The organism is Citrobacter sp. Cpo015 (assembly GCF_030333035.1).
GTDB lineage: Bacteria > Pseudomonadota > Gammaproteobacteria > Enterobacterales > Enterobacteriaceae > Citrobacter > Citrobacter portucalensis.
Genome location: NZ_JAOWGS010000035.1, coordinates 91,609 through 116,249 on the forward strand (window position 1 = coordinate 91,609; position 24,641 = coordinate 116,249).

18 protein-coding genes are annotated in these 24,641 nt (G+C 53.2%); 11 read left to right on the top strand and 7 right to left on the bottom strand.

Annotated features, from left to right (window positions below; translation table 11 throughout):
• The first annotated feature begins 47 nt into the window (after window positions 1–47).
• The 3 genes from OGY67_RS14475 to katG all read left to right on the top strand — a co-directional run bounded on the left by OGY67_RS14475 (window position 48) and on the right by katG (window position 4,350).
• Window positions 48–956, top strand: a complete 909-nt coding sequence (locus tag OGY67_RS14475) for a LysR family transcriptional regulator (protein WP_060683061.1) — start codon at window positions 48–50, stop codon at window positions 954–956.
• A gap of 157 nt (window positions 957–1,113) precedes the next feature.
• The gene (gene metF / locus OGY67_RS14480; protein ID WP_003825161.1) at window positions 1,114–2,001 is read left to right on the top strand and encodes a methylenetetrahydrofolate reductase; all 888 of its coding nucleotides are present in this window, start codon (window positions 1,114–1,116) and stop codon (window positions 1,999–2,001) included.
• 168 nt (window positions 2,002–2,169) lie between these two features.
• Window positions 2,170–4,350, top strand: coding sequence for a catalase/peroxidase HPI (gene katG / locus OGY67_RS14485; RefSeq protein WP_048215178.1), 2,181 nt, complete (start codon window positions 2,170–2,172; stop codon window positions 4,348–4,350).
• 86 nt (window positions 4,351–4,436) lie between these two features.
• On the opposite strand, the gene gldA is transcribed toward katG, so the two are convergent.
• The 3 genes from gldA to ptsP are packed head-to-tail and all read right to left on the bottom strand — an operon-like array spanning window position 4,437 to window position 8,732.
• Window positions 4,437–5,540 (bottom strand): bifunctional L-1,2-propanediol dehydrogenase/glycerol dehydrogenase, encoded by a 1,104-nt coding sequence (gldA, locus tag OGY67_RS14490; RefSeq protein ID WP_060683063.1) that lies wholly within the window; start codon window positions 5,538–5,540, stop codon window positions 4,437–4,439.
• Between the two features lie 12 nt (window positions 5,541–5,552).
• A complete protein-coding gene (fsa, locus tag OGY67_RS14495; RefSeq protein WP_020996106.1) occupies window positions 5,553–6,215 on the bottom strand; it encodes a fructose-6-phosphate aldolase in 663 nt (220 codons plus the stop codon).
• Between the two features lie 15 nt (window positions 6,216–6,230).
• Entirely contained in the window at window positions 6,231–8,732 is a 2,502-nt protein-coding gene (gene ptsP, locus OGY67_RS14500; RefSeq protein ID WP_286574113.1) for a phosphoenolpyruvate--protein phosphotransferase, read from the bottom strand.
• 308 nt (window positions 8,733–9,040) lie between these two features.
• Between ptsP and OGY67_RS14505 the strand changes: the two genes are divergently transcribed.
• The 5 genes from OGY67_RS14505 (at window position 9,041) to OGY67_RS14525 (ending at window position 14,056) form a co-directional block, all read left to right on the top strand.
• The gene (locus OGY67_RS14505) at window positions 9,041–10,120 is read left to right on the top strand and encodes a PTS fructose transporter subunit EIIC (RefSeq protein WP_174770835.1); all 1,080 of its coding nucleotides are present in this window, start codon (window positions 9,041–9,043) and stop codon (window positions 10,118–10,120) included.
• A 14-nt stretch (window positions 10,121–10,134) separates the two neighbouring features.
• Entirely contained in the window at window positions 10,135–10,455 is a 321-nt protein-coding gene (locus tag OGY67_RS14510; protein ID WP_128612229.1) for a PTS fructose-like transporter subunit IIB, read from the top strand.
• Between the two features lie 101 nt (window positions 10,456–10,556).
• Window positions 10,557–12,854: a formate C-acetyltransferase gene (locus OGY67_RS14515; protein ID WP_032945638.1), complete on the top strand. Its 2,298-nt coding sequence runs from the start codon at window positions 10,557–10,559 to the stop codon at window positions 12,852–12,854.
• Complete coding sequence (locus OGY67_RS14520) at window positions 12,820–13,698, top strand: [formate-C-acetyltransferase]-activating enzyme (RefSeq protein ID WP_208744817.1); 879 nt, start codon at window positions 12,820–12,822, stop codon at window positions 13,696–13,698. The genes OGY67_RS14515 and OGY67_RS14520 overlap by 35 nt, the downstream gene beginning before the upstream one ends.
• A 1-nt stretch (window position 13,699) precedes the next feature.
• A complete protein-coding gene (locus tag OGY67_RS14525) occupies window positions 13,700–14,056 on the top strand; it encodes a PTS fructose-like transporter subunit IIB (protein WP_008787052.1) in 357 nt (118 codons plus the stop codon).
• On the opposite strand, the gene OGY67_RS14530 is transcribed toward OGY67_RS14525, so the two are convergent.
• The 4 genes from OGY67_RS14530 to argE all read right to left on the bottom strand — a co-directional run bounded on the left by OGY67_RS14530 (window position 14,043) and on the right by argE (window position 21,071).
• Window positions 14,043–14,903, bottom strand: coding sequence for a helix-turn-helix transcriptional regulator (locus OGY67_RS14530; RefSeq protein WP_008787053.1), 861 nt, complete (start codon window positions 14,901–14,903; stop codon window positions 14,043–14,045). The genes OGY67_RS14525 and OGY67_RS14530 overlap by 14 nt on opposite strands.
• Window positions 14,904–15,054: 151 nt before the next feature.
• Window positions 15,055–16,788: a phosphoethanolamine transferase CptA gene (locus tag OGY67_RS14535; protein ID WP_111466268.1), complete on the bottom strand. Its 1,734-nt coding sequence runs from the start codon at window positions 16,786–16,788 to the stop codon at window positions 15,055–15,057.
• Window positions 16,789–16,998: 210 nt separating this feature from the next.
• Complete coding sequence (gene ppc / locus OGY67_RS14540) at window positions 16,999–19,650, bottom strand: phosphoenolpyruvate carboxylase (protein WP_048237072.1); 2,652 nt, start codon at window positions 19,648–19,650, stop codon at window positions 16,999–17,001.
• Window positions 19,651–19,919: 269 nt separating this feature from the next.
• A complete protein-coding gene (gene argE, locus OGY67_RS14545; RefSeq protein WP_003028848.1) occupies window positions 19,920–21,071 on the bottom strand; it encodes an acetylornithine deacetylase in 1,152 nt (383 codons plus the stop codon).
• 155 nt (window positions 21,072–21,226) lie between these two features.
• On the opposite strand from argE, the gene argC reads away from it, so the two are divergent.
• The 3 genes from argC (at window position 21,227) to argH (ending at window position 24,494) form a co-directional block, all read left to right on the top strand.
• Window positions 21,227–22,231 carry an N-acetyl-gamma-glutamyl-phosphate reductase gene (gene argC / locus OGY67_RS14550; RefSeq protein WP_008787057.1) on the top strand — a complete coding sequence of 335 codons (1,005 nt, stop codon included), beginning with the start codon at window positions 21,227–21,229 and terminating at the stop codon, window positions 22,229–22,231.
• A 10-nt stretch (window positions 22,232–22,241) separates the two neighbouring features.
• A complete protein-coding gene (gene argB / locus OGY67_RS14555) occupies window positions 22,242–23,015 on the top strand; it encodes an acetylglutamate kinase (RefSeq protein ID WP_003028854.1) in 774 nt (257 codons plus the stop codon).
• A 108-nt stretch (window positions 23,016–23,123) separates the two neighbouring features.
• Window positions 23,124–24,494 carry an argininosuccinate lyase gene (gene argH / locus OGY67_RS14560; RefSeq protein WP_032945646.1) on the top strand — a complete coding sequence of 457 codons (1,371 nt, stop codon included), beginning with the start codon at window positions 23,124–23,126 and terminating at the stop codon, window positions 24,492–24,494.
• The last annotated feature ends 147 nt before the right edge of the window (window positions 24,495–24,641 follow it).

Below are 24,641 nucleotides of genomic sequence, written 5' to 3' on the forward strand. Positions count from 1 at the left end.
CGTGCGGAATGATTGGGATAATACCGTTTCCGTGATACCTTTTCGGTATGACAACATCGTCTTTGCACTCTCTGGACATTCGCCTGCTGCGTTACTTTTCCGTAGTAGCGGAAGAGAACAATATGAGCCGGGCGGCGCAGCGCTTGTTTATGTCGCAGCCGCCGCTGAGTCGCCACATTCGCCAGCTTGAAGAACGCCTGGGAGTGACGCTTTTTGTCCGTCATACCCGTGGGCTTACGCTGACGGAGGATGGCCAACGCGTACTTGAAATCGTACGCCCGCTATTGGCGCTACAGGATAAAACCTGGGCGGCGCTGGGTCAGTTAGTGAAAACGGGGGAGCAATCTCTGCGCTTAGGGCTAAGTACGGCGTTTGAGCAGGGTGTCTTTACGGCGCTTGAGTCCCGGCTTAATATGCGCATACAGAAGCTACATATTGTCCGGCATGGTTCGCCTGAACTGGCGCGCCAGGTGCGTCGGGGCAAACTGGATGCCGCTCTGGTGGCACTACCGCTTGAAACTTCGGGGCTTAGCGTCACGCCGCTTGGCTGGCAAGAATCGATGATTGCCGCCTTACCCGCGCAGTGGGCAGAAGCGGCACTGTCGTCACTCTCATTAACCGCGCTGAGCCACCGACCGCTGTTCTGGTTCAAACGCGAACGTAACCCTGCCTTCTTTGATTACACCCGACACATTTTTCGTCGTGCGGGTTACTCGCCTGCCTGTATTGAAGAGCCGCTGGAACATGACGTGCTGCTGGCTCGGATCGCGCAGGGTGACGGCCTGAGCCTGATTCCGGCCTCCTTTTCCGCGATCCAGCGTCAGGGCGTGATATTCCTTCCTCTTACCGATACCGAGTTGCGTATTAGCATGGGGTTGCTGATGCTGCCTGAGAACGTAACAAAATTAGCGTGGCTGCAGACGGTCGTGACGCAATCCCTCATCATTTCAGGCTGATGTGAATTTTTTTCACGTTGGCTGAGTATTCCTCACCTTTAACGATGATTTTTGTGTTGACGCCAGCATGCTTTTCCGTCATTTTTACATCTAGACGTCTAAACGTATAGCAGTTCACAACACAACATATAACGACAAAAGATTGATGAGGTAAGGTATGAGCTTTTTTCACGCCAACCAGCGGGAAGCCCTGAATCAGAGCCTGGCGGAAGTACAGGGTCAGATTAACGTTTCGTTTGAGTTTTTCCCGCCGCGCACCAGTGAAATGGAGCAAACCCTGTGGAACTCCATCGATCGCCTGAGCAGCCTGAAGCCGAAGTTTGTTTCAGTCACCTATGGTGCAAACTCTGGTGAGCGCGACCGTACGCACAGCATTATTAAAGGTATTAAGGATCGCACTGGTCTTGAAGCGGCTCCGCACCTGACCTGTATTGATGCTACCCGCGATGAGCTGCGGACCATTGCTCAGGACTACTGGAATAACGGTATTCGTCATATTGTTGCTCTGCGCGGTGACTTGCCGCCGGGAAGCGGTAAACCGGATATGTATGCCTCTGACCTGGTGACTCTGCTGAAAGACGTTGCGGACTTTGATATCTCCGTTGCGGCTTATCCGGAAGTACACCCAGAAGCGAAGAGCGCTCAGGCCGATTTGCTGAACCTGAAGCGTAAGGTTGATGCCGGTGCAAACCGCGCCATTACTCAGTTCTTCTTCGATGTAGAAAGCTATCTACGCTTTCGCGATCGCTGTGTGTCTGCGGGAATCGATGTGGAAATTATTCCGGGTATCCTGCCAGTCTCTAACTTTAAACAGGCGAAAAAATTTGCCGATATGACCAATGTTCGTATCCCTTCCTGGATGTCGACCATGTTTGATGGTCTGGATGATGATGCGGAAACCCGCAAGCTGGTAGGTGCAAACATCGCTATGGACATGGTGAAAATCCTCAGTCGCGAAGGGGTGAAAGATTTTCACTTCTATACCCTTAACCGTGCCGAGATGAGCTACGCTATTTGTCACACACTGGGTGTAAGACCGAATTAAACAGATGCCCCAGCCCTCTAGGGAGGGCTTTTTATTGATCATTTTGATCTACATCTCTGTAACTTTAAATATAAAAGGAATTAGCTATCGAATCTGTGGGTTTTTTCGACTATATCTTATCTCTGGTGGTGTATATCGTAGTCAGAACACTGTAAAGGGAGCATATAGATGAGCATGTCCGACGATAGCCAAAACGCATCAACTGCCGGTAAGTGTCCTTTTCATCAGGGCGGTCACGATCAGAGTGCGGGAGCAGGAACGAACAACCGCGACTGGTGGCCCAATCAACTCCGTGTAGATCTTTTAAACCAACATTCCAACCGTTCTAACCCGCTGGGTGAGGACTTCGACTACCGAAAAGAGTTTAGCAAACTCGACTATTCTGCCCTGAAAGGGGATCTCAGAGCCCTTCTGTCCGAATCTCAACCGTGGTGGCCCGCTGACTGGGGAACCTATGCCGGATTATTTATCCGCATGGCATGGCACGGTGCAGGGACCTATCGCTCCATCGATGGACGCGGTGGCGCGGGTCGCGGACAGCAGCGTTTTGCGCCACTGAACTCCTGGCCGGACAACGTCAGCCTGGATAAAGCGCGTCGTCTGCTTTGGCCAATCAAGCAGAAATATGGCCAGAAAATTTCCTGGGCCGACCTGTTTATCCTTGCGGGTAACGTGGCGCTGGAAAACTCAGGCTTCCGTACCTTCGGCTTCGGTGCCGGTCGTGAAGACGTCTGGGAACCGGATCTCGACGTAAACTGGGGTGATGAAAAAGCCTGGCTGACCCACCGTCATCCGGAAGAACTGGCAAAAGCGCCGCTGGGCGCAACCGAAATGGGCCTTATCTATGTGAACCCGGAAGGGCCGGACCATAGCGGCGAACCGCTCTCTGCGGCAGCGGCTATTCGCGCGACCTTCGGTAACATGGGCATGAACGACGAAGAAACCGTAGCGCTGATTGGCGGCGGTCATACGTTGGGCAAAACTCACGGTGCTGCACCGGCTTCGCACGTAGGCGCCGATCCAGAATCCGCACCAATTGAAGCGCAGGGCCTGGGCTGGGCCAGCAGCTACGGCAGCGGCGCGGGTGCAGACGCAATTACTTCCGGTCTGGAAGTGGTCTGGACGCAGACGCCGACCCAATGGAGCAACTATTTCTTCGAGAACCTGTTCAAATATGAATGGGTACAAACCCGCAGTCCGGCAGGTGCGATTCAATTTGAAGCGGTTGACGCACCGGAAATTATCCCCGATCCGTTCGATCCGTCGAAAAAACGTAAGCCAACAATGTTGGTTACCGACCTGACGCTGCGTTTCGATCCGGAGTTCGAGAAGATCTCCCGTCGTTTCCTGAACGATCCGCAGGCCTTCAACGAAGCATTTGCCCGCGCATGGTTTAAGCTGACGCACCGTGATATGGGGCCAAAAGCACGTTACATCGGACCGGAAGTGCCAAAAGAAGATCTGATTTGGCAAGACCCGCTGCCGCATGCGTTCTTTAACCCAAGCGAAGAAGATATCCTGAAACTGAAGGCGACCATTGCCGCTTCCGGGTTGTCCGTGGGCGAACTGGTATCGGTAGCGTGGGCTTCGGCATCAACGTTCCGCGGTGGGGATAAACGTGGCGGCGCTAACGGTGCGCGTCTGGCGCTGGACCCACAGCGTGGCTGGGATGTGAATGCTACCGCGGCACGCGTACTGCCTGTGCTGGAAGGCATTTATAAGTCAGCCCATACCGCTTCGTTAGCCGATATTATCGTGCTGGCCGGTGTTGTCGGTATAGAGCAGGCGGCTAGCGCTGCGGGTGTCAGCATTAAAGTACCTTTTGCGCCGGGCCGCGTGGATGCGCGTCAGGACCAAACGGATATTGAGATGTTTGAACTGCTTGAGCCGATTGCCGATGGTTTCCGTAACTACCGCGCTCGTCCTGACGTATCGACCACCGAGTCGCTGCTGATTGATAAAGCACAGCAGCTGACGCTGACCGCACCGGAAATGACCGTGCTGGTGGGCGGTATGCGCGTACTGGGCACCAACTTCGACGGCAGCCAGCATGGCGTCTTTACCGATCGTCCTGGCGTGCTCAGCACTGACTTCTTCGTCAATCTGCTGGATATGCGCCATGAGTGGAAGGCGGTTGATGAGTCAAAAGAGCTGTTTGAAGGTCGTGACCGTCTGAGCGGCGAAGTAAAATACACGGCAACCCGCGCCGATCTGGTGTTCGGTTCTAACTCCGTACTGCGCGCAGTGGCTGAAGTTTATGCCTGCAGCGATGCTCACGAGAAGTTCGTGAGAGATTTCGTTGCCGCATGGGTGAAAGTGATGAACCTGGATCGTTTCGATCTGCTGTAACAGATAATGCCGGATGTCGCTTGTGCGTATCCGGCATAGTATGAATAAAAAAATCCCCGCGAGTGCGGGGATTTTCTATTGGCAGGTTATTCCCACTCTTGCAGGTAACGTTGACCGTACTGGTCAGCCACCAGCAGGGCGGCATACACCTGGTCCGGCGTTGCGCCGCCAGGCATGTTGTGGATGGTTTCGCCTTCGGCACAGGCGGCCTCAGCCACAATGCGCATTTTCGCCTGAATATCCTGTTTGATGTCCAGTTGCGCCAGGGTAATCGGCAGGCCAACGGAATGGCACAGCGCGGCAACGGTTTCAATTTCATCGACCGGTGCGTTTTCCAGCACCAGCTGCGTCAGCGTACCAAACGCCACTTTCTCGCCGTGATAGTAGTGATGCGCATCCGGGATTGCGGTCAGACCATTATGAATGGCGTGAGCCGCTGCCAGACCACCGCTTTCAAAACCGACGCCACTCAGATAGGTGTTGGCTTCAATAACACGTTCCAGTGCTGGTGTCACCACGTGCTGCTCGGCTGCCAGCATCGCTTTTTCACCTTCTTCGATCAGCGTATTAAAGCACAGCTCTGCCAGCGCCAGCGCCGCCTGAGTACACTGACCGCCCGCCATGGTGGTTGCGCCGCTGCGTGAACAAGCACGTGCTTCGAACCAGGTTGCCAGCGCATCGCCAATACCCGCAGCTAACAGACGCGCCGGTGCGCCCGCGACAATTTTGGTATCCACAATGACCCTGTCCGGGTTGTTGGGCAGCAGCAGATAGCGATCGAATTCACCGGCATCGGTGTAAATGACGGACAGCGCGCTGCACGGCGCATCGGTAGAGGCGATGGTTGGGGCAATGGCGACAGGCACGCCCATAAAGTGCGCCAGCGCTTTGGCGGTATCCAGCGTTTTACCGCCGCCAATACCAAGTACTGCGCCACACTGCGCTTTTTCCGCTACGCCGCGCAGACGGTCGATTTCGTTTTGTGAACATTCGCCGCCAAACGGTGCAATTTCCAGCGCCAGTCCGGCATCCTGGAAGCTTTTTTCCAGTGCGCCCTGGGCAAAGCCTAAGACAAACTTGTCCCCAACGACCAGCCAGCGTTCTGCCAGTGGTTTGAGGTAGCTGCCAAGACGGGTAATAACATCGGCACCCTGGATGTACTTACCAGGTGATTGAATAATGCGATCCATACTTTATTTCCCTCACAGGTTGATGTGACCAAATGCGTTGTTCCAGTCCTGCTCAAACTTCTCTATTGCTGACTCTACCGCAGGGGTATTGAGCATTTGTTGCGCTACGTCTAATGGCAGGGTGATAGCTTCACATCCTGCCAGTAAGCAATCCAGCGCCTGACGCGGGGTTTTAAAGCTGGCTGCCAGTACCATGCTGTTTGGCGCATGCAGCTCCAGTAACGTTTGCAGTTCTTGTACTGTGCGAATCCCATCGCCGCCCTGTGCGTCGATACGGTTAACGTAAGGCGCGATATATTTAGCTCCTGCCAGCGCAGCCAGTAGCCCCTGAGAAGCACTGTAAACGGCGGTTCCCAGCGTGGTGATACCCTCTTTTTTCAGCATCTTAATCGCGGCCAGACCTTCGGATGTCACCGGGATTTTCACTACCAGACCGGGCACTGCATTGCTCAGGCGTTTGGCTTCTTCCACCATGCCCTGCGCCTCGCGGCTCATGGTTTGGGCAAACAAAATACCCTCTTCGCCGATGGCGTTTTGCAGGCGCGGCAGTACATCCCAGATAGATTCTTTGCTTGCCGCCACAATGCTTGGGTTGGTGGTAACACCCGCGATAGGGAAGATGCGTGCCAGACGTTCAACTTCCGCGACGTTGGCGGTATCAAGGTAAAGTTCCATACAAAAACATCCTCTTTAAAGTTCAAGTTCATGTTGCAACAGGCTGGCGATAGCGTCGGCTGAGGCGGCGCTAACCAGCGCGTTACGGAATTCTTCATGCATAATGCGGCGCGCCAGACGCGAGAAAATACGCATATGCTGATCGCCAGCGGCATGTTTGTTGAGCGTCAGCATAATAATGAACTGTGCATCATCATCACCCCAACGTACCGGCGCTTGCAGGCGCGCTACGCTGATGGTGGACTGCTCAATATGTTCGGATTTGCTGTGTGGAATGGCGAAGCTAAAACCTAATCCGGTAGAGAAGACGGCTTCGCGTGCCCACAGGTCTGCTTCCAGTTTACGTGGATAGCGACAACGGCCTGCCAGCAGGAGGTTGTCGGTCATCCCTTTGATGACCTCTTCTTTACTGCGCCAGTCGCTGTCCAGTGTGATGCATTCGGCGGTAACCAGAGGCGTATCCTGTTGGGTCATGCGGAACTGGGCCAGCAGATGTTCGACCTCCAGCGAGGTTCGACAAGCCATCGCTTGATTCAGCAATTGACGGCAGGCACGGCTGTCGAGTTGCGCCATCCGCGCTTTGGCGGCGGGAATGGAGGGAGCGCTCATACTGATTTCGTCCAGACCCAGTCCCACCAGCAATGGCAGCACCGAACCTTTGGCACCAAGTTCGCCGCACAGGCCAATCCATTTCCCCTGCCGATGTACTGCCTGCACGGCGTAATCCAGCGCGCGCAGGAAGGCCGGATTCAGGCTGTTGTAGTGGCGGGTAACTTTGGCGTTGTCACGGTCGACCGCCAGCAGGTATTGCGTCAGGTCATTGCTGCCAATACTAAAGAAATCAATCTCTTCACAGCATTGGTCAATGATGAACATCACAGACGGAACCTCCAGCATAATACCGAGCTGGATCTTCTCATCAAACGGAATGTGTTCACTTCGCAGTTGCTGCTTGGCTTCAGCCAGTTTCTCTTTGACCCACAGGATCTCTTCCATCGAGGAGATCATTGGGATCATGATTTTCAGGCTACCGTGCGCTGAGGCGCGCAGGATCGATCGCAGTTGCGTAGTAAACAACGTGGCATATTCTTCATAAATACGCACCGCGCGATAACCGAGAAATGGGTTGGTCTCAGCAGGAATATTCAGATAATCAACGGGTTTATCACCGCCGATATCCATGGTGCGTACAATAATGCTGCGTCCCTTTGCGGGTTCCAGCGCCTGGCAGAAAATGTTGTATAGCTCGTTCTCATCCGGGGCGCAGGTACGGTCCATATACAGCATTTCCGTACGGAACAGGCCAACCGCTTCCGCACCGTTACTAAAGGCTGCTTGTGCTTCCACGGAGTGGGCGATGTTGGCGGCGACTTCCATACGGATGCCATCAGCTGTGCGTGCCTCCTGGGTCAGCCAGATACGTTGCTGTTCCCGAATGGCATCCTGGATACGGGCTTCTTGCTGATAATAACGTACGATGGATTCATCAGGGGCAATGACGACTGCTCCTGCGTTACCATCGATATAAACCGTTTGCTGTAGCCATGGCATCAAAGATTCAATATCTACGCCAACCAGCGTAGGGATGTTGAATGACCGGGCGAGAATCACCGTGTGTGACGTAGTACCACCGCTTTTTAACAGCAAGCCTTTCAGCAATTTTTTGTCCAGTTCGAGGAACTGGCTCGGTGTTAGCTCATCCGCCATGCAAACCGTAGGCTGGGTCAGTTTTCCCGGTGCAGGGAAGCGCTGTTCCCCATAAATTTGCTGCAGAAGCTGGAAGCAAACATCGCGTACATCCAGTGCACGCTCCTGTAAATAACTGCTGCTTGAACGGGCGAATTCATCACAAAAATGTCCGGCACTTTCGACAACCGCCTGGGCGCAGCTTAACCCGCGTGATACGCCGGCGAGCAGGTGCTGACGGAGTGAGAGGTCGCTTGCCAGCGAGCGGTGTGCTTCCAGAATCGCACTGGTAGCGCCGTCGCTGTCGAGTAATCGAAACTCAATATTTTTCATCAACAGCGTTAAACCGTTATCCAGTGCCGCTTGCTCGGTTTCAATATCTTGAGCGGATGGAAGGTTACTGAGCGCGTTAAGATCCAGCGAAGAAAGCAGACTCAGAACGCCTCCTGCGCTGCCGCTGCAGACGGTGCGAGCGCGGAAAAGCTGTGGATTTAAATGGGTGAGCGATGCTGGAAGTGGCTCCAGCTCGTTGTTTTTGGATTCCGCTAGCGGTGCATCGCAGTGCGGAAATTCATTTCGTAACCATTGGCTCATATGCTGGTGGGCTGCCTGTTCATCTGTACCGGAAATCAGCAACTGGCAGCTATCACCCGCCAGAGTATCGGTGCCAATCAACGATAGTGCGCTCTTAGCGTTGCCCTTACGTTCGGTACGCAGGTTGTGCCACTCAATGTGTGAGGTAAAGGTGTTGCACTGCGTTTCTATGTGGCTTGCCGGGCGTGCATGTACGCCATTGGGTAGCTCACAGGTAAATTCCACAATCAGGGCCATAGCCTCATCTCCCATAACGATTTCTCGCTACAGGATAAAAGGGCAACGCCTGAGCCTGCCATGTGACAAATCTGCCAAAAACTGGATAAATGTAATGTAACTATCAAAGTGAGACATCCCTCACAAGTCAGCGTATCCACTATAAATTCCGAGAAACTGCAAGTTATGAGGCGGATCGCATTTTTGTACTGATATTACAAAAGTCCAGCAAATGGCCTTTTTATCCACTGTTTGCGTCGCGTCAGATTGCCTATTGTTTTCCGCAACAAGTTTATGGATATGGGCTTTAGGCAGCCCGGGAGCGACTTATGAAAGAGTTGGTACAAATCCTGAAAAATACTCGTCAGCACCTGATGACCGGTGTTTCGCATATGATCCCCTTCGTCGTAGCGGGCGGTATTTTGCTGGCTGTCTCCGTCATGCTGTATGGCAAAGGCGCGGTACCGGATGCTGCGACCGATCCTAATCTTAAAAAGCTGTTTGATATTGGCGTCGCCGGGTTGACTTTGATGGTGCCATTTCTTGCTGCTTATATCGGCTATTCCATCGCTGAACGTTCTGCTCTGGCCCCTTGTGCGATTGGCGCATGGGTGGGAAACAGCTTCGGTGCAGGTTTCTTTGGCGCATTAATTGCTGGGATTATTGGCGGTATCGTTGTCCATTATCTGAAGAAGATCCCCGTACATAAGGTGTTGCGTTCGGTAATGCCTATCTTCGTTATTCCCATCGTCGGCACTTTTATCACCGCAGGTATCATGATGTGGGGGCTGGGGGAGCCTGTTGGCGCGTTAACTACTAGCCTGACCGAGTGGCTGCAGGGTATGCAGCAGGGCAGCATTGTGCTGCTGGCGGTAATTATGGGACTGATGTTGGCCTTCGATATGGGAGGGCCAATTAACAAAGTTGCCTACGCCTTCATGCTGATTTGCGTGGCGCAGGGGGTTTATGCCGTCGTGGCAATCGCCGCAGTAGGGATCTGCGTACCGCCGCTGGGTTTAGGTTTAGCGACGCTGATTGGTCGTAAGAATTTCTCTTCTGAAGAACGCGAAGCCGGTAAAGCTGCGCTGGTAATGGGCTGCGTTGGCGTAACGGAAGGCGCGATTCCGTTTGCTGCAGCCGATCCGCTGCGTGTCATTCCATCGATTATGGTGGGTTCCGCCTGTGGCACGGTAACCGCCGCCCTGTTTGGTGCGCAGTGTTATGCCGGCTGGGGCGGGCTGATTGTTCTGCCTGTAGTGGAAGGAAAACTGGGTTATATCGCGGCGGTTGCCGTTGGTGCTGTAGTGACCGCCGTGTGCGTTAACGTACTGAAAAGTCTGGCGCGGAAAAAAGTGTCTCAGGTCGATCAGAAAGAAGATGACCTGGATTTAGATTTTGAAATGAATTAAGTGAGGAATGAGTCATGACCAAGATTATCGCAGTAACCGCATGTCCTTCTGGCGTTGCCCACACCTATATGGCAGCCGAAGCGCTGGAAAGCGCCGCTAAAGCTAAAGGTTGGCAAGTAAAGGTTGAGACTCAGGGGTCGATCGGTCTGGAAAACGAACTGACCGTGGCGGATGTGGCGGAAGCCGACATGGTCATTCTGACCAAGGATATTGGTATCAAGTTTGAAGAGCGCTTTGCGGGCAAAACTATCGTTCGCGTCAACATCAGCGATGCGGTGAAACGTGCCGACGCCATCATGAACAAGATTGGCGCGCACCTTGCGCAAACCGCTTAACCGTTTGTTTGCCGGATGGCGGCTTCGCCTTATCCGGCCTACAGATGCGTAGGCCTGATAAGCGTAGCGCCATCAGGCAACTATTCCCGCAGGAGTTCCTCATGACTAACCGCATCCAACGTTTAAAAACCGCTCTGTTTCAGAACAACCGTGAAATTTCGCTTGAACGTGCACTGTTATATACCGCCAGCCACCAGCAGACGGAGGGAGAGCCGGTTATTCTGCGTCGGGCGAAAGCCACCGCATATATTCTTGAGCACGTTGAGATTTCGATTCGTGATGAGGAACTGATTGCCGGAAACCGTACTGTTAAACCGCGTGCGGGCATTATGTCACCGGAAATGGATCCTTACTGGCTGCTTAAAGAGTTGGAGCAGTTTCCAACCCGTCCGCAGGACCGTTTTGACATCAGCGAAGAGGATAAACATCTCTATCGCGATGTGCTGTATCCGTACTGGGAAAAGCGGTCGATGAAAGATTTCATCAACGGTCAGATGACCGATGAGGTTAAAGCTGCCGTCAGTACCCAGATTTTTAGCATTAACCAGACTGACAAAGGTCAGGGACATATCATTATTGATTATCCACGCCTGTTGAATCATGGGCTTGGCGAACTGGTAGCGCAGATGCGAGCGCATTGTCTGCAGCAGCCGGAGAATCACTTTTATCAGGCTGCGCTGCTGCTGCTTGAGGCTTCGCAAAACCATATTCTGCGTTACGCTATGCTGGCAGAGAAGATGGCGGAAAGCTGCCCGGATGCGCAGCGACGCCAGGAATTACTGACGATTGCTGAAAACTCTCGGCATAACGCTCAAAGCAAGCCGCAAACTTTCTGGCAGGCATGTCAGCTGTTCTGGTACATGAACATTATTTTGCAATATGAATCCAACGCCAGTTCTCTTTCACTCGGACGCTTCGACCAGTATATGCTGCCGTTTTATCAGGCCTCGCTGACGCAGGGGGAAGACCCGGCATTCTTACAAGAGATCCTCGAATCCCTGTGGGTGAAATGTAATGACATCGTACTGCTGCGATCCACCAGCAGCGCGCGCTATTTCGCTGGCTTCCCAACAGGCTACACCGCGCTACTGGGGGGATTGACGGAGAATGGTCGTAGTGCGGTAAATGTATTGTCTTTCCTCTGTCTTGATGCGTATCAGAACGTACAGCTACCACAACCAAACCTCGGTGTGCGCACGAATGCGTTGATCGATACACCGTTCCTGATGAAAACAGCACAGACCATTCGTCTTGGTACCGGCATCCCGCAAATCTTTAACGATGAAGTGGTGGTGCCCGCGTTTCTTAATCGCGGTGTTTCGCTGGAAGATGCGCGGGATTACGCGGTAGTAGGCTGTGTCGAGCTGTCTATTCCAGGCAGAACATACGGTTTGCACGATATCGCTATGTTTAATCTGCTGAAAGTGATGGAAATTTGTCTGCATGAGAACGAAGGCAACCGCACTCTGACGTACGACGATCTCCTGGCGCATATTCGTGCCAAAATCAGCCACTACATCACGTTGATGGTGGAGGGCAGTAATATCTGCGATATCGGTCACCGCGACTGGGCGCCGGTGCCGCTGCTCTCCTCGTTTATTAGCGACTGTCTGGATAAAGGGTGCGATATTACCGACGGCGGTGCGCGTTATAACTTCTCCGGCGTACAGGGGATCGGTATTGCAAACCTGAGCGATTCGCTGCATGCGCTCAATGGGCTGGTATTCGAACAACAGCGCTTATCTTTTGATGAACTTTTGTCGGTGCTAAAAGATAACTTTGCTACCCCGGAAGGCGAGAAAGTTCGCGCCAGGCTGATCAATCGCTTCGAAAAATACGGCAACGATATCGATGATGTAGATAACATTAGCGCCGAACTGCTACGTCATTACTGCAAAGAGGTAGAGAAATACCAGAATCCGCGCGGCGGGCAATTTACGCCGGGTTCGTATACCGTCTCTGCACACGTGCCGCTGGGTTCGGTCGTTGGGGCAACACCGGATGGCCGCTTAGCCGGGGAGCAACTGGCAGATGGGGGGCTGTCGCCGATGCTGGGACAGGATATGCAAGGACCGACGGCGGTGTTGAAGTCGGTCAGCAAGCTGGATAACACACTGCTTTCCAATGGGACGTTGCTGAACGTGAAGTTTACGCCAGCCACACTGGAAGGTGAGGCCGGTTTACGCAAGCTGGCGGATTTTCTGCGGGCATTTACCCAGCTCAAACTCCAGCATATCCAGTTTAACGTGGTGAATGCCGACACATTGCGCGAAGCGCAGCAGCGCCCGCAGGATTTCACCGGGCTGGTGGTGCGTGTGGCGGGTTACAGCGCCTTCTTTGTCGAGTTGTCGAAGGAGATCCAGGATGACATCATTCGCCGCACCGCGCATCAACTGTGAGGTAATTGACCCACGAGGCGAGGAAGTCGCGCGTATATTCAACATTCAGCGTTACTCACTGAATGATGGGCAGGGTATTCGTACGGTCGTCTTTTTTAAAGGCTGTCCGCATACCTGCCCTTGGTGTGCTAACCCGGAATCACTCTCACCACGTATTGAAACGGTACGGCGGGAGAGTAAATGTCTGCACTGTACACCCTGTCTGCGTGATGCCGACGAGTGTCCCTCTGGGGCGTTTGAACGTATTGGTCGTGATATCACGCTGGACGATCTGGAACGTGAAGTGATGAAAGATGATATTTTCTTTCGCTCTTCTGGTGGGGGGGTAACGCTTTCTGGCGGTGAAGTGCTGATGCAAGCGCCCTTTGCCACACGGTTCCTGCAACGTCTGCGGCGCTGGGATGTGCGCTGTGCAATTGAAACGGCTGGCGATGCGCCGGCCGGTCGCTTGTTATCGCTGGCAAAAGAGTGTGATGAGGTGTTGTTCGATCTCAAAATAATGGATGGAGATCTGGCTCGTGAGGTCATCAACATGAACCTACCGCGTGTACTGGCGAATTTACGGCTATTGGTGGAGGAAGGGGTTAATGTCATACCTCGCCTGCCGCTGATCCCGGGCTTTACGATGAATTCAGATAACACGCAGCATGTGTTGACGATGTTGTCATCGCTAGGCATAAAACAGGTACACCTGCTACCGTTTCATCAATATGGCGAGCCCAAATACAGCCTGCTCGGTTTGCCCTGGTTGATGAAAGAAGTGCCCGTACCGACTGCGCAAGAGGTGGATATTATACGTAAGATGGCAGAATGCGCCGGATTTCAGGTAACAGTAGGAGGATAGTATGACCATCGCACCTGTACGATATCTGGTTGCTGTCACCGCGTGCGTAAGCGGCGTAGCCCATACCTATATGGCAGCTGAGCGGCTGGAGAAACTCTGCCAGCAGGAAAAATGGAGTATCAAGATCGAAACTCAAGGGGCATTGGGGACTGAAAATCGCCTGACGGAAGAGGATATTAACCGCGCTGATGTGGTGTTGCTCATTACTGATATTGAACTGGCAGGAGCAGAGCGTTTTACGCAGAGCCGATACGTTCAGTCGGGCATTAGCGCATTTCTGCGTGAGCCGCAGCGGGTGATGAGCGCCGTGCGAAAGCTGCTTTCAGCACCACAGCACACACATCTTACTCTGGATTAGCTTCTTTCTCCGTCAATTGGCTGTGGTACTGCCGACGGTATTCTGATGGTGAACGTTCGGTATTTTTGCGAAACAGGCGGCAGAAGTAGTTGCTGTCAACAAACCCACAAATGTGCGCCACCTCTTTAATCTTCAATTCGTAACCCTTCAACAGCGTTTTTGCGTGTTCTAGTCGCGTGTGGTTCAGGTATTCGTTAAAACCGATAGCGCCCGTTTTTTGAAAAAGGTGGGAAAGATAATTGGGTGAGATGTAAAACGCCTGCGCGACGGATTCTCGGGTGAGCGGTGAAGCGTAGCGTTCGTCAATATAGTTGCGAATGGCTTCGAAAAGCGCCTGGCTGCGTGATGCGGTTTGGATCTGGCTGCCGAGCAGATCGCGGCAGTGGCTCAGTAAGCTTGCAACGATTAGCCTGGCGGTTTGCTGCTCCTGCGGCTGCATCTGCATTTCATTGAGCGTTTGCAGCAGGAATGAGCCAATACGCGGTCCACGCCGCGCGACGTGCTGGCGGGTAAGGTTTTGATATTGCTTACCGTCCCACTGAACGATGCTAAAACCCAGTTGCTGTTTGCCAAATAAGATACTGAGTGTGGTCACCGGTGTGAGCCACTGTGGAAAGTTCCAGCCACCAGCCGGAACGAACAAGGCATCGCAAGGCTGTAACGTCGCGGATGCACCAGCAACACCGTTATCGGTGAATTCACCTTCCAGCACAATCTCCAGTCGGGGAAAATCGACCTGATACGCCAGTTCCGGCGTTGAGCTACTGGTGCTGGCAAAGTAAATCTGCCGCAGCGGTGTGGGGCCGTTGATCAGGCGAGAGAGCAGGTGGCTGATGTCGTGATACATGTTAATCCCTTGCAGGCAGCAGACAGGGAAACAGTAACGTTGAAAACAATCGCCCTCAAGTGATTATTGCCGGATGGCGGCTAATGCCTTATCCGGCCTACAAGTCTTTGCGAGCTGTAGGCCGGATAAGCGTAGCGCATCCGGCAGACTGTTACTGATTACCGATTTGATCGCCGTAAGGCAGGGTATCGTAATCAATCAGGGCATTCTTTTTGTACGGGTTGCCAATCCAGCGGGTCGTCTCTTTGAACTGTGGGCTGGTAATGGCACGAGTTGGATCGAAACCATCATAGGTGAAGCCCGCTAAATCAGACCAGGTGTGGATAAGCTCTGAGCTGCTGTATTTACGATTCACATCCTGTGAGAAGTCACGCGGGTGTGCAGCCTGCCATTTTTCCGAGGTCCACAGCAGGAACGGCACCGTATACATATGACGCGTTGGATTGTCTTCATTACGACCCTGCGTTTTATGCGGCGGCGTATCGTATACCTCTTCCCCATGATCGGAGAAGTACAGCAGGAAGCCGTTCGGATCGGTCGCTTTATAGTCTTTGATCAGACTGGCAATGATATGGTCATTGTAGACATTCGCGCTGTCGTAATCGTTGTAAGCTTCCAGCTCATCGTTACTCAGGCCAGCGGGCACATTGTCGATATTATTGTCGAACTTACCCTGACCATCCGGGTAACGGAATTTGTACTTAATATGCGTACCCAGCAGGTGAACGATGATGAACTTTTTCGGTGCAGGGTCAGCCAGTACTTCTTTAAACGGTGCCAGCACGTTGCTGTCATATTCGCGCGCACTTTGGGTACGCTGCTGGTTCATATAGAACTGTTTATCCGTCTGCTTAGAGAACACCGTCAGCATGGTGTTGCGGGCGGTCATCGTCTGCTGATTGGTGATCCAGAAGGTTTTATAACCTGCCTGTTTCATCATGTTCATCAGGGACGGCTGAGTCAGATACAGATCTGGGTTCTTCTCGTTGGCAAAGGTCAGCGCCTGCTGCAGGATTTCAATGGTGTACGGACGGGAGGTCACGACATTATTGAACACGGTGAAGTTAGGATCGGATTTATGCAGCGCATCCAGTTCAGGCGTTGTTTCGCGTGGGTAACCGTACAGGCTCATGCGGCCACGTTGCGTTGACTCGCCAATCACCAGTACCAGCGTACGCGGCGCATCACCGGAGTTGTCTTTAAAGTTGGCCAGCGGCGGCAGGGCATTGTTCTCATTCAGCAGGCTATTCAGTGCGGTCAACTGCTGACGATACTGATAATACCCGGAGATGAACTGCCACGGTGCGGCAGGCTCCATGCGTGAGGCGAGACCATCCAACGTTTTTTCAAACGGCTTATGTTTGATAAACGTGTTCACTGTCATCGGATGCAGAATCAATCCGTATAACAGTGCAAACGACACCAGATAGCGCCAGGGTGATGGAATATGCACAGGACGCAGACGTGTCCATAGCAGAATTGCCACAGCTGTATAGGCCAGCGCAATTAAGACAATCTTCAGGCTGAAATATTGGCTCAGATATTCGCTGGCTTCGTTCGCATTGGTTTCAAACATTACGTACAGAACGCTTTGCGAGAACTCTTGCCCGTAGATGACGTAATAGCTCAGAGCAGCCAGCGAGGCCGCCCATAACACCACGCCTATCACGGCAGCAATAATGCGGATACGGTTTGGAAATAAGAATACCGGAATCAACCACAGCGAACTAAACAACAAGGAGTCGCGTAAACCGGTAGATCCGCTGTAGCCGCTAAAATAGATAACGGCCTGCAGTAACGAAGAAAAGAACCAAAAATAGAGGAGCGCCCAACCCAGGGCTTTCCAGCTAAATACGGGTTTAGACTGGAGTTGTAAGGATTGCATAGTATGAGCCTGTCTTTAATTGTAGCGCCAAGATTAGCACCTAAACATTAAGAGGAACTGAAGCATCACGATCTTAGGATCGTGTTTTGCCGTTGTTATATTCACGTGGTGAATATGTTCGAGGGGAAATATATTGAAAATGAAGTGGTTGTAACAGTGGTTTTTGCTGTCGCCTTCGTACAATAGCACGAAGGCGACGGGGGAGGGACGTTAGCCAGTATTACGCATACCAGCGGCGACACCAGCGATTGTGACCATCAATGCTTGTTCCACGCGTGGGTCTGGTGCATTGCCCTGTTCTTCTGCCTGGCGTGAGCGGTGTAACAGCTCTGCCTGTAATACGTTCAGTGGGTCAGTATAAACATTCCTTAACTGAATGGACTCGGCAATCCACGGCAGGTCGGCCATCAAATGCGAGTCGTTGGCAATCGCCAGTACGACATCGATATCTGCTGCCAGGCGTTGGCGTAGCTCTGCACCCAGCGGCCACAGATCTTTTTTGACCAGGCGCTGATCGTAATACTCTGCCAGCCACAGGTCTGCTTTCGCGAAAACCATTTCCAGCATGCCAAGGCGTGTGGAGAAGAATGGCCAGTCGCGGCACATGGCTTCCAGTTCGCTTTGCTTGCCGTCTTCAACCACTTTTTGCAGCGCGGTACCTGCACCCAACCAGGCCGGGAGCATCAGGCGGTTCTGCGTCCAGGCGAAGATCCACGGAATGGCGCGCAGAGACTCTACCCCGCCGGTCGGACGGCGTTTTGCCGGACGTGAACCGAGCGGGAGTTTACCCAGTTCCTGCTCCGGTGTCGCTGAGCGGAAATAAGGGACGAAGTCTTTGTTTTCACGCACATATCCACGATAGAGCTCGCAGGAAATATCGGAAAGCTCATCCATGATATGACGCCAGCTATCTTTCGGTTCTGGCGGTGGTAACAGGTTGGCCTCCAGAATTGCTCCGGTATACAGCGACAGGCTGCTGATGGTCACTTCCGGCAGGCCGTACTTAAAGCGGATCATCTCCCCTTGTTCTGTCACGCGCAGACCGCCTTTCAGGCTGCCCGGCGGTTGAGAGAGTAGCGCCGCATGTGCAGGCGCGCCGCCGCGACCAATGGAACCACCGCGACCGTGGAAAAGCGTCAGTTCGATACCGGCTTTTTCGCAGGTTTTGATTAGCGCGTCCTGAGCCTGGTATTGCGCCCAGGAGGCCGCCATCACGCCCGCGTCTTTTGCGGAATCAGAATAGCCAATCATGACCATCTGTTTGCCCTGAATAAAGCCGCGGTACCAGTCGATATTTAAAAGTTGAGACATGACGTCATCGGCATTGTTGAGGTCGTCCAGCGTTTCAAATAGCGGAGCGACCGGCATAGCAAAACCAATTCCGGCTTCTTTCAGCAGCAGATGCACGGCCAGCACATCCGACGGAGTTTTCGCCATCGAGATAACATAGGCGGCAATGGAGCCATATGGGGCTTCGGCAATGACCCGACAGGTGTCGAGCACTTCACGGGTGTCGTTGCTCGGTTCCCAGTTACGCGGCAGGAGCGGACGCTTGGAATTCAGTTCGCGGATCAGGAAAGCCTGTTTATCCGCTTCCGACCAGTTTTCGTAGTCGCCAATACCCAGATAACGGGTCAGTTCGCCCAGGGCTTCAGTATGACGGGTGCTTTCCTGACGAATATCAATACGCACCAGCGGTACACCGAAACACTTCACGCGCCTAAGGGTGTCGAGCAATTCGCCATTGGCGATAATACCCATGCCACAGGCCTGCAGAGACTGGTAGCACGCGTAAAGCGGGTCCCAAAGCTGTTCGTTTTGGGTGAGAAGTCCCGCTGGTTTCGGCAATTTCTCGCCTTTCAGACGGGCTTCAAGCCAGGCCTGGGTTGCCATCAGACGAGAACGCAGGGTTTTCATCAGATAGCGATAAGGTTCAGCTGCACCTTCTTCGCCTACCAGCGCCATCAGCTCCGGCGTGGCATCCACCATCGACAGCTCAGAAATCAGAAACTGGATGTCTTTCAGGAACAGGTCTGTCGCTTTCCAGCGGCTGAGCAGCAGCACGTGACGGGTGATATCTGCCGTTACGTTCGGGTTACCATCACGGTCACCGCCCATCCAGGAAGTAAATCGAACCGGGACAAAATCAACCGGCAGCTTATAACCCAGATGCTCTTCCAGTTGTTCATTCAGCTCGCGCAGGTAGTTCGGTACACCTTCCCACAGGCTGTTTTCAACTACCGCGAAACCCCATTTGGCTTCATCAACCGGGCTTGGGCGCAGCTTGCGGATCTCATCCGTATGCCAGGACTGGGCAATGAGCTGACGCAGACGGCGCATCAGTTGGTTGCGTTCATAATCGACGAGGTCTTTGTTATCAAGCTGCTTGAGGCAGGCGTTCACTTCACCCATTTTATGGATCAGCGTACGACGAGTGATCTCGGTCGGGTGGGCGGTGAGTACCAACTCCAGAGAGAGTGATTCTACGGCTTTCTTGATGGTGGCGTCATTGAGGTTGGGCTGCTCTTTCAGTTTACGCAGAGTGCGAGCAATCACTTCCGGGTTGCTGGCTGCTTCGCCTTTTGGCGAAATGCTGTGGTATTGCTCGGCGGTGTTGGCCAGGTTCAGGAACTGGCTAAATGCGCGGGCAACCGGCAGCAGCTCGTCGTTAGACAGATTTTGCAGTGTGGTGAGCAATTCCTGGCGATTAACTTCATTGCCAGCGCGAGATGATTTGGACAGCTTACGAATTGTTTCTACGCGATCAAGAATGTTCTCTCCCAGCGCATCCTTGATGGTCTCTCCCAGCACTTTGCCGAGCATACTGACATTACTACGCAACGCGGAATATTGTTCGTTCATATTAACCCAGACACCCCATCTATTTTGAATATGTCCTGTATCTTTCGCGCCTGACTATCACGCGAAATCTTGCGGACTTAACTTTTTAGCCGTCTTTTATAAAGCCACGTAAAACACGTGACGTCAATTGCTGCGAAATCGGTTCAGCAAACGAATAAATGCCGTGAATTTACGTTATTTAATTCACATCCAATCAAATAAGCGTTGCTTATGGAAATGTTAAAAAATCACCCCGCTTACCACTAAAGGATTAGCGGGGTGACAAGCAGTTAATGCCAGCAGAAATGATGTACAACCTGGGTGATTAATTCGCGAGTTGGCTTAATAAAGCGTGTTTCCAGATATTCATCCGGCTGATGCGCCTGATTAATAGAACCTGGACCCAATACCAGCGTCGGGCAAAGCGTCTGGATAAATGGCGCTTCGGTGCAGTAGTTCACCACTTCAGTCTGTGCGCCCAGCAGTTTCTCAACCACCTCTACCAGTTGATGGTCAGGCGGACACTCATAGCCTGGAATCGGTGGATGCAGTTCCGATACGGTCAGGCGGCCCGGCCAGCGTTCGCTGACAGGGGCCAGCGCTTCGTTAAGTAACCCATTGAGATCGTTTAGCGTCATACCTGGTAGCGGGCGAATATCCATATGCAGTTCGCAGCAGGCGCAGATTCGGTTGGCGGCGTCGCCGCCGTGGATGTGGCCCAAATTTAACGTTGGATACGGAACGGTAAAGGCATCATGGTGATAGCGCGCTTTCAGGTCATCGCGCAGATGCATGATATGGCCGATGGCATCATGCATCAGTTCAATCGCATTAACGCCACGCGCCGGATCGCTTGAATGACCCGACTGCCCCAGAATGCGTATCGCATTAGAGATATGACCTTTGTGCGCGCGAACCGGTTGCAGTGAAGTGGGTTCGCCAATAATCGCGCAGTCCGGGCGCAGAGCGGTGGTTTCAGAGAAATAGCGTGCTCCCGCCATGCTGGTCTCTTCGTCGGCAGTGGCCAGAATGTAGAGGGGCTTTTTCAGCTTCGTGACGTCGACATCACGCAACGCGTCGAGGATAAAGGCGAAGAAGCCTTTCATGTCCGCCGTACCCAAACCATAGAGCTTATTGTCATGCTCGGTCAGGGTGAACGGATCGCGCGTCCAGCGTCCGTCGTCAAAGGGTACGGTATCGGTATGGCCCGCCAACAACAGACCACCAGCGCCCTGTCCAATGCTCGCCAGCATATTGAATTTATTTCGCGTATCGGGAACCGGCTGGACCTCCACATTGAAGCCTAAATCTTTAAACCAGCCCGCCAACAGAGTGATTAAACCTGCATTGCTTTGATCGAGCGCTTCTTCGGTAGCGCTAATCGATGGCGTGGCAATCAGAGCGCGGTAAATCTCGATAAATGGCGGTAAATTGTTTTTCATTGTTGACACACCTCGGGTCATGATAGTATCAATATTCATGCAGTATTTGTGAATAAAAATACATTAACGTTGAGCGTAATAAAACCCACCAAGTGTAAGGTGAGGTGATAAAGGCTTATACCTGGCAACAGAATCTAAGAAGGTGAGCAGCCCCGATGTTGAATACGCTGATTGTGGGCGCCAGTGGCTATGCCGGCGCAGAGCTTGTGACCTATGTAAATCGCCATCCTGATATGACCATAACCGCTTTGACCGTCTCAGCGCAAAGCAATGATGCAGGAAAATTAATCTCCGATTTACATCCGCAGTTGAAAGGCATTGTCGATTTACCGTTGCAGCCAATGTCAGATATCAGCGAGTTTAGCGCAGGGGTGGATGTTGTGTTCCTCGCAACGGCTCATGAGGTAAGTCATGACCTGGCTCCGCAGTTTTTGCAGGCCGGTTGCGTGGTGTTTGACCTCTCTGGCGCGTTTCGCGTAAATGACGGCGCGTTCTATGAAAAATATTATGGTTTTACCCATCAGCATCCCGATCTGCTGGAGCAGGCAGTTTACGGGCTGGCGGAATGGAACGAAGACCAACTGAAAGAAGCGAATCTGATTGCTGTGCCGGGTTGTTACCCGACGGCGGCGCAGCTTTCGCTGAAACCACTGATTGATGCCGGGCTGTTGGATCTCAGCCAGTGGCCGGTAATTAATGCGACCAGCGGCGTGAGCGGCGCGGGCCGTAAAGCGGCTATCTCTAACAGTTTTTGCGAAGTAAGCCTGCAACCGTATGGCGTCTTTACCCATCGTCATCAGCCGGAAATCGCTACTCATCTGGGGGCTGAAGTGATTTTCACCCCGCATCTGGGCAACTTCCCGCGCGGAATTCTGGAAACTATCACTTGCCGCCTTAAAGCGGGTGTAACTCATGCTCAGGTAGCGCAGACGCTGCAACAGGCGTATGGCGATAAACCGTTGGTGCGTCTGTATGACAAAGGGGTTCCAGCGCTGAAGAATGTGGTTGGATTACCATTCTGTGATATCGGGTTTGCTGTGCAGGGTGAGCATTTGATCGTTGTGGCGACGGAAGACAACTTATTGAAAGGCGCGGCGTCACAGGCGATGCAGTGCGCAAATATTCGTTTTGGCTTTGCCCAAACGCAGTCTCTTATTTAAGGGTGCAACAATGAATCCATTAATTATCAAGCTGGGCGGCGTTTTACTGGATAGCGAAGAGGCGCTGGAGCGTCTGTTTACCGCACTGGTGAATTATCGTGAGTCGCACCAGCGTCCGCTGGTCATTGTGCACGGCGGCGGCTGCGTGGTCGACGAGCTGATGAAGCAGCTGAATCTGCCGGTGAAAAAGAAAAATGGTCTGCGCGTCACGCCAGCCGATCAAATTGACATTATTACCGGTGCCCTGGCGGGAACGGCGAATAAAACCTTGCTGGCCTGGGCGAAAAAGCATCACATCGCGTCTGTTGGTCTGTATCTTGGCGATGGCGACAGCGTAAAAGTGACGCCGCTCGATAAAGAACTGGGTCATGTTGGACTGGCGCAGCCGGGTTCGCCTAAGCTGATTAACACGCTGCTGGAAAGCGGTTTTCTGCCGGTAGTGAGCTCTATTGGTGTCACTGATGATGGTCTGCTGATGAACGTGAATGCCGATCAGGCTGCAACGGCGCTGGCGGCAACGCTGGGTGCGGATCTGATCCTGCTCTCTGATGTGAGCGGTATTCTGGATGGCAAAGGCCAGCGCATTGCCGAAATGACCGCGGCGAAAGCGGAACAGCTGATTGAACAGGGCATTATTACCGATGGCATGATCGTGAAGGTGAATGCAGCGCTGGATGCCGCGCGTACGCTGGGCCGTCCGGTGGATATCGCCTCCTGGCGTCATGCAGAGCAACTTCCGGCGCTGTTTAACGGCACGCCAATTGGTACGCGTATTCTGGCTTAACCATTAATGTGCCGGATGGCGGCTTCGCCTTATCCGGTCTACGTGGGTTTTGTAGGCCCGGTAAGCGCAGCGCCACCGGGCAAAAATATCATATTAAGGAAATTCGTTATGGCACTTTGGGGTGGGCGTTTTACACAGGCAGCAGATCAGCGGTTCAAACAGTTCAACGACTCGTTGCGTTTTGACTACCGCCTGGCAGAACAGGATATTGTTGGCTCTGTGGCCTGGTCCAAAGCGTTGGTAACGGTAGGTGTACTGACTGCCGATGAACAGCTGCAGTTGGAAGAGGCGCTGAATAACCTGCTGGAAGAGGTTCGCGCGAATCCTCAGCAGATTTTGCAAAGCGATGCCGAAGATATTCACAGTTGGGTGGAAGGTAAGCTGATTGATAAAGTCGGCCAGCTTGGTAAAAAACTGCATACCGGGCGTAGCCGTAATGACCAGGTCGCGACCGATCTCAAGCTGTGGTGCAAAGATACGGTTATCGAATTACTGTCGGCCAATCGTCAGTTGCAAACTGCGCTGGTGGTGACGGCGGAGAATAACCAGGACGCCGTCATGCCGGGTTACACCCACCTGCAACGTGCGCAGCCGGTGACGTTTGCTCACTGGTGTCTGGCCTATGTTGAAATGTTGGCGCGTGACGAGAGCCGTTTGCAGGATGCGCTCAAACGCCTGGACGTCAGTCCGTTAGGCTGCGGCGCGCTGGCGGGTACGGCGTATGAAATCGATCGCGAGCAGTTGGCGGGTTGGTTGGGCTTTGCCTCGGCAACGCGCAACAGCCTGGACAGCGTTTCTGACCGTGACCACGTGCTGGAGTTACTCTCCGACGCCTCTATCGGCATGGTACACCTGTCGCGTTTTGCTGAAGATCTGATTTTCTTTAACACCGGCGAAGCGGGTTTTGTTGAACTCTCCGACCGTGTGACTTCCGGTTCATCTCTGATGCCGCAGAAGAAAAACCCGGATGCGCTGGAGCTGATCCGTGGCAAATGCGGTCGCGTGCAGGGTGCGCTGACCGGCATGATGATGACGTTAAAAGGCCTTCCACTGGCATACAACAAAGATATGCAGGAAGACAAAGAAGGGCTGTTCGACGCGCTCGACACCTGGCTGGACTGCCTGCATATGGCCGCGCTGGTGCTGGATGGCATTCAGGTGAAACGTCCGCGTTGTCAGGAAGCGGCGCAGCAGGGTTATGCTAACGCCACTGAGCTGGCGGATTATCTGGTGGCGAAGGGCGTCCCGTTCCGCGAAGCGCACCATATTGTGGGGGAAACGGTGGTCGAGGCGATTCGTCAGGGCAAACCGCTGGAAGCGCTGTCGCTTGCCGACTTACAAAAGTTCAGCCAGGTGATTGGCGATGACGTTTACCCGATCCTCTCGTTGCAATCGTGTCTGGATAAACGTGCAGCGAAAGGTGGCGTGTCGCCGCAGCAGGTTGCGCAGGCGATCGACTACGCGAAGGCACGCCTGTAGGTCGGATAAGGCGAAGCCGCCATCCGGCACTGTGCGCCGTTCTGCCTGATGGCGCTACGCTTATCAGGCCTACCAAACCATAACCCGGCCGAGCTTTGCGACGCCGGGCTTTTTTTATGCAAAAAAAATGCGGACTCAAGGTCCGCA

Coding starts and splice junctions, on each gene's coding strand:
- ptsP (WP_286574113.1), bottom strand. CDS start 8,732: ATGGCCCTGATTGTGGAATTTACCTGTGAGCTACCCAATGGCGTACAT.
- gldA (WP_060683063.1), bottom strand. CDS start 5,540: ATGGATCGCATTATTCAATCACCTGGTAAGTACATCCAGGGTGCCGAT.
- OGY67_RS14475 (WP_060683061.1), top strand. CDS start 48: ATGACAACATCGTCTTTGCACTCTCTGGACATTCGCCTGCTGCGTTAC.
- OGY67_RS14520 (WP_208744817.1), top strand. CDS start 12,820: ATGACATCATTCGCCGCACCGCGCATCAACTGTGAGGTAATTGACCCA.
- fsa (WP_020996106.1), bottom strand. CDS start 6,215: ATGGAACTTTACCTTGATACCGCCAACGTCGCGGAAGTTGAACGTCTG.
- metF (WP_003825161.1), top strand. CDS start 1,114: ATGAGCTTTTTTCACGCCAACCAGCGGGAAGCCCTGAATCAGAGCCTG.
- OGY67_RS14505 (WP_174770835.1), top strand. CDS start 9,041: ATGAAAGAGTTGGTACAAATCCTGAAAAATACTCGTCAGCACCTGATG.
- OGY67_RS14535 (WP_111466268.1), bottom strand. CDS start 16,788: ATGCAATCCTTACAACTCCAGTCTAAACCCGTATTTAGCTGGAAAGCC.
- argC (WP_008787057.1), top strand. CDS start 21,227: ATGTTGAATACGCTGATTGTGGGCGCCAGTGGCTATGCCGGCGCAGAG.
- argB (WP_003028854.1), top strand. CDS start 22,242: ATGAATCCATTAATTATCAAGCTGGGCGGCGTTTTACTGGATAGCGAA.
- ppc (WP_048237072.1), bottom strand. CDS start 19,650: ATGAACGAACAATATTCCGCGTTGCGTAGTAATGTCAGTATGCTCGGC.
- argH (WP_032945646.1), top strand. CDS start 23,124: ATGGCACTTTGGGGTGGGCGTTTTACACAGGCAGCAGATCAGCGGTTC.
- OGY67_RS14510 (WP_128612229.1), top strand. CDS start 10,135: ATGACCAAGATTATCGCAGTAACCGCATGTCCTTCTGGCGTTGCCCAC.
- argE (WP_003028848.1), bottom strand. CDS start 21,071: ATGAAAAACAATTTACCGCCATTTATCGAGATTTACCGCGCTCTGATT.
- katG (WP_048215178.1), top strand. CDS start 2,170: ATGAGCATGTCCGACGATAGCCAAAACGCATCAACTGCCGGTAAGTGT.
- OGY67_RS14525 (WP_008787052.1), top strand. CDS start 13,700: ATGACCATCGCACCTGTACGATATCTGGTTGCTGTCACCGCGTGCGTA.
- OGY67_RS14515 (WP_032945638.1), top strand. CDS start 10,557: ATGACTAACCGCATCCAACGTTTAAAAACCGCTCTGTTTCAGAACAAC.
- OGY67_RS14530 (WP_008787053.1), bottom strand. CDS start 14,903: ATGTATCACGACATCAGCCACCTGCTCTCTCGCCTGATCAACGGCCCC.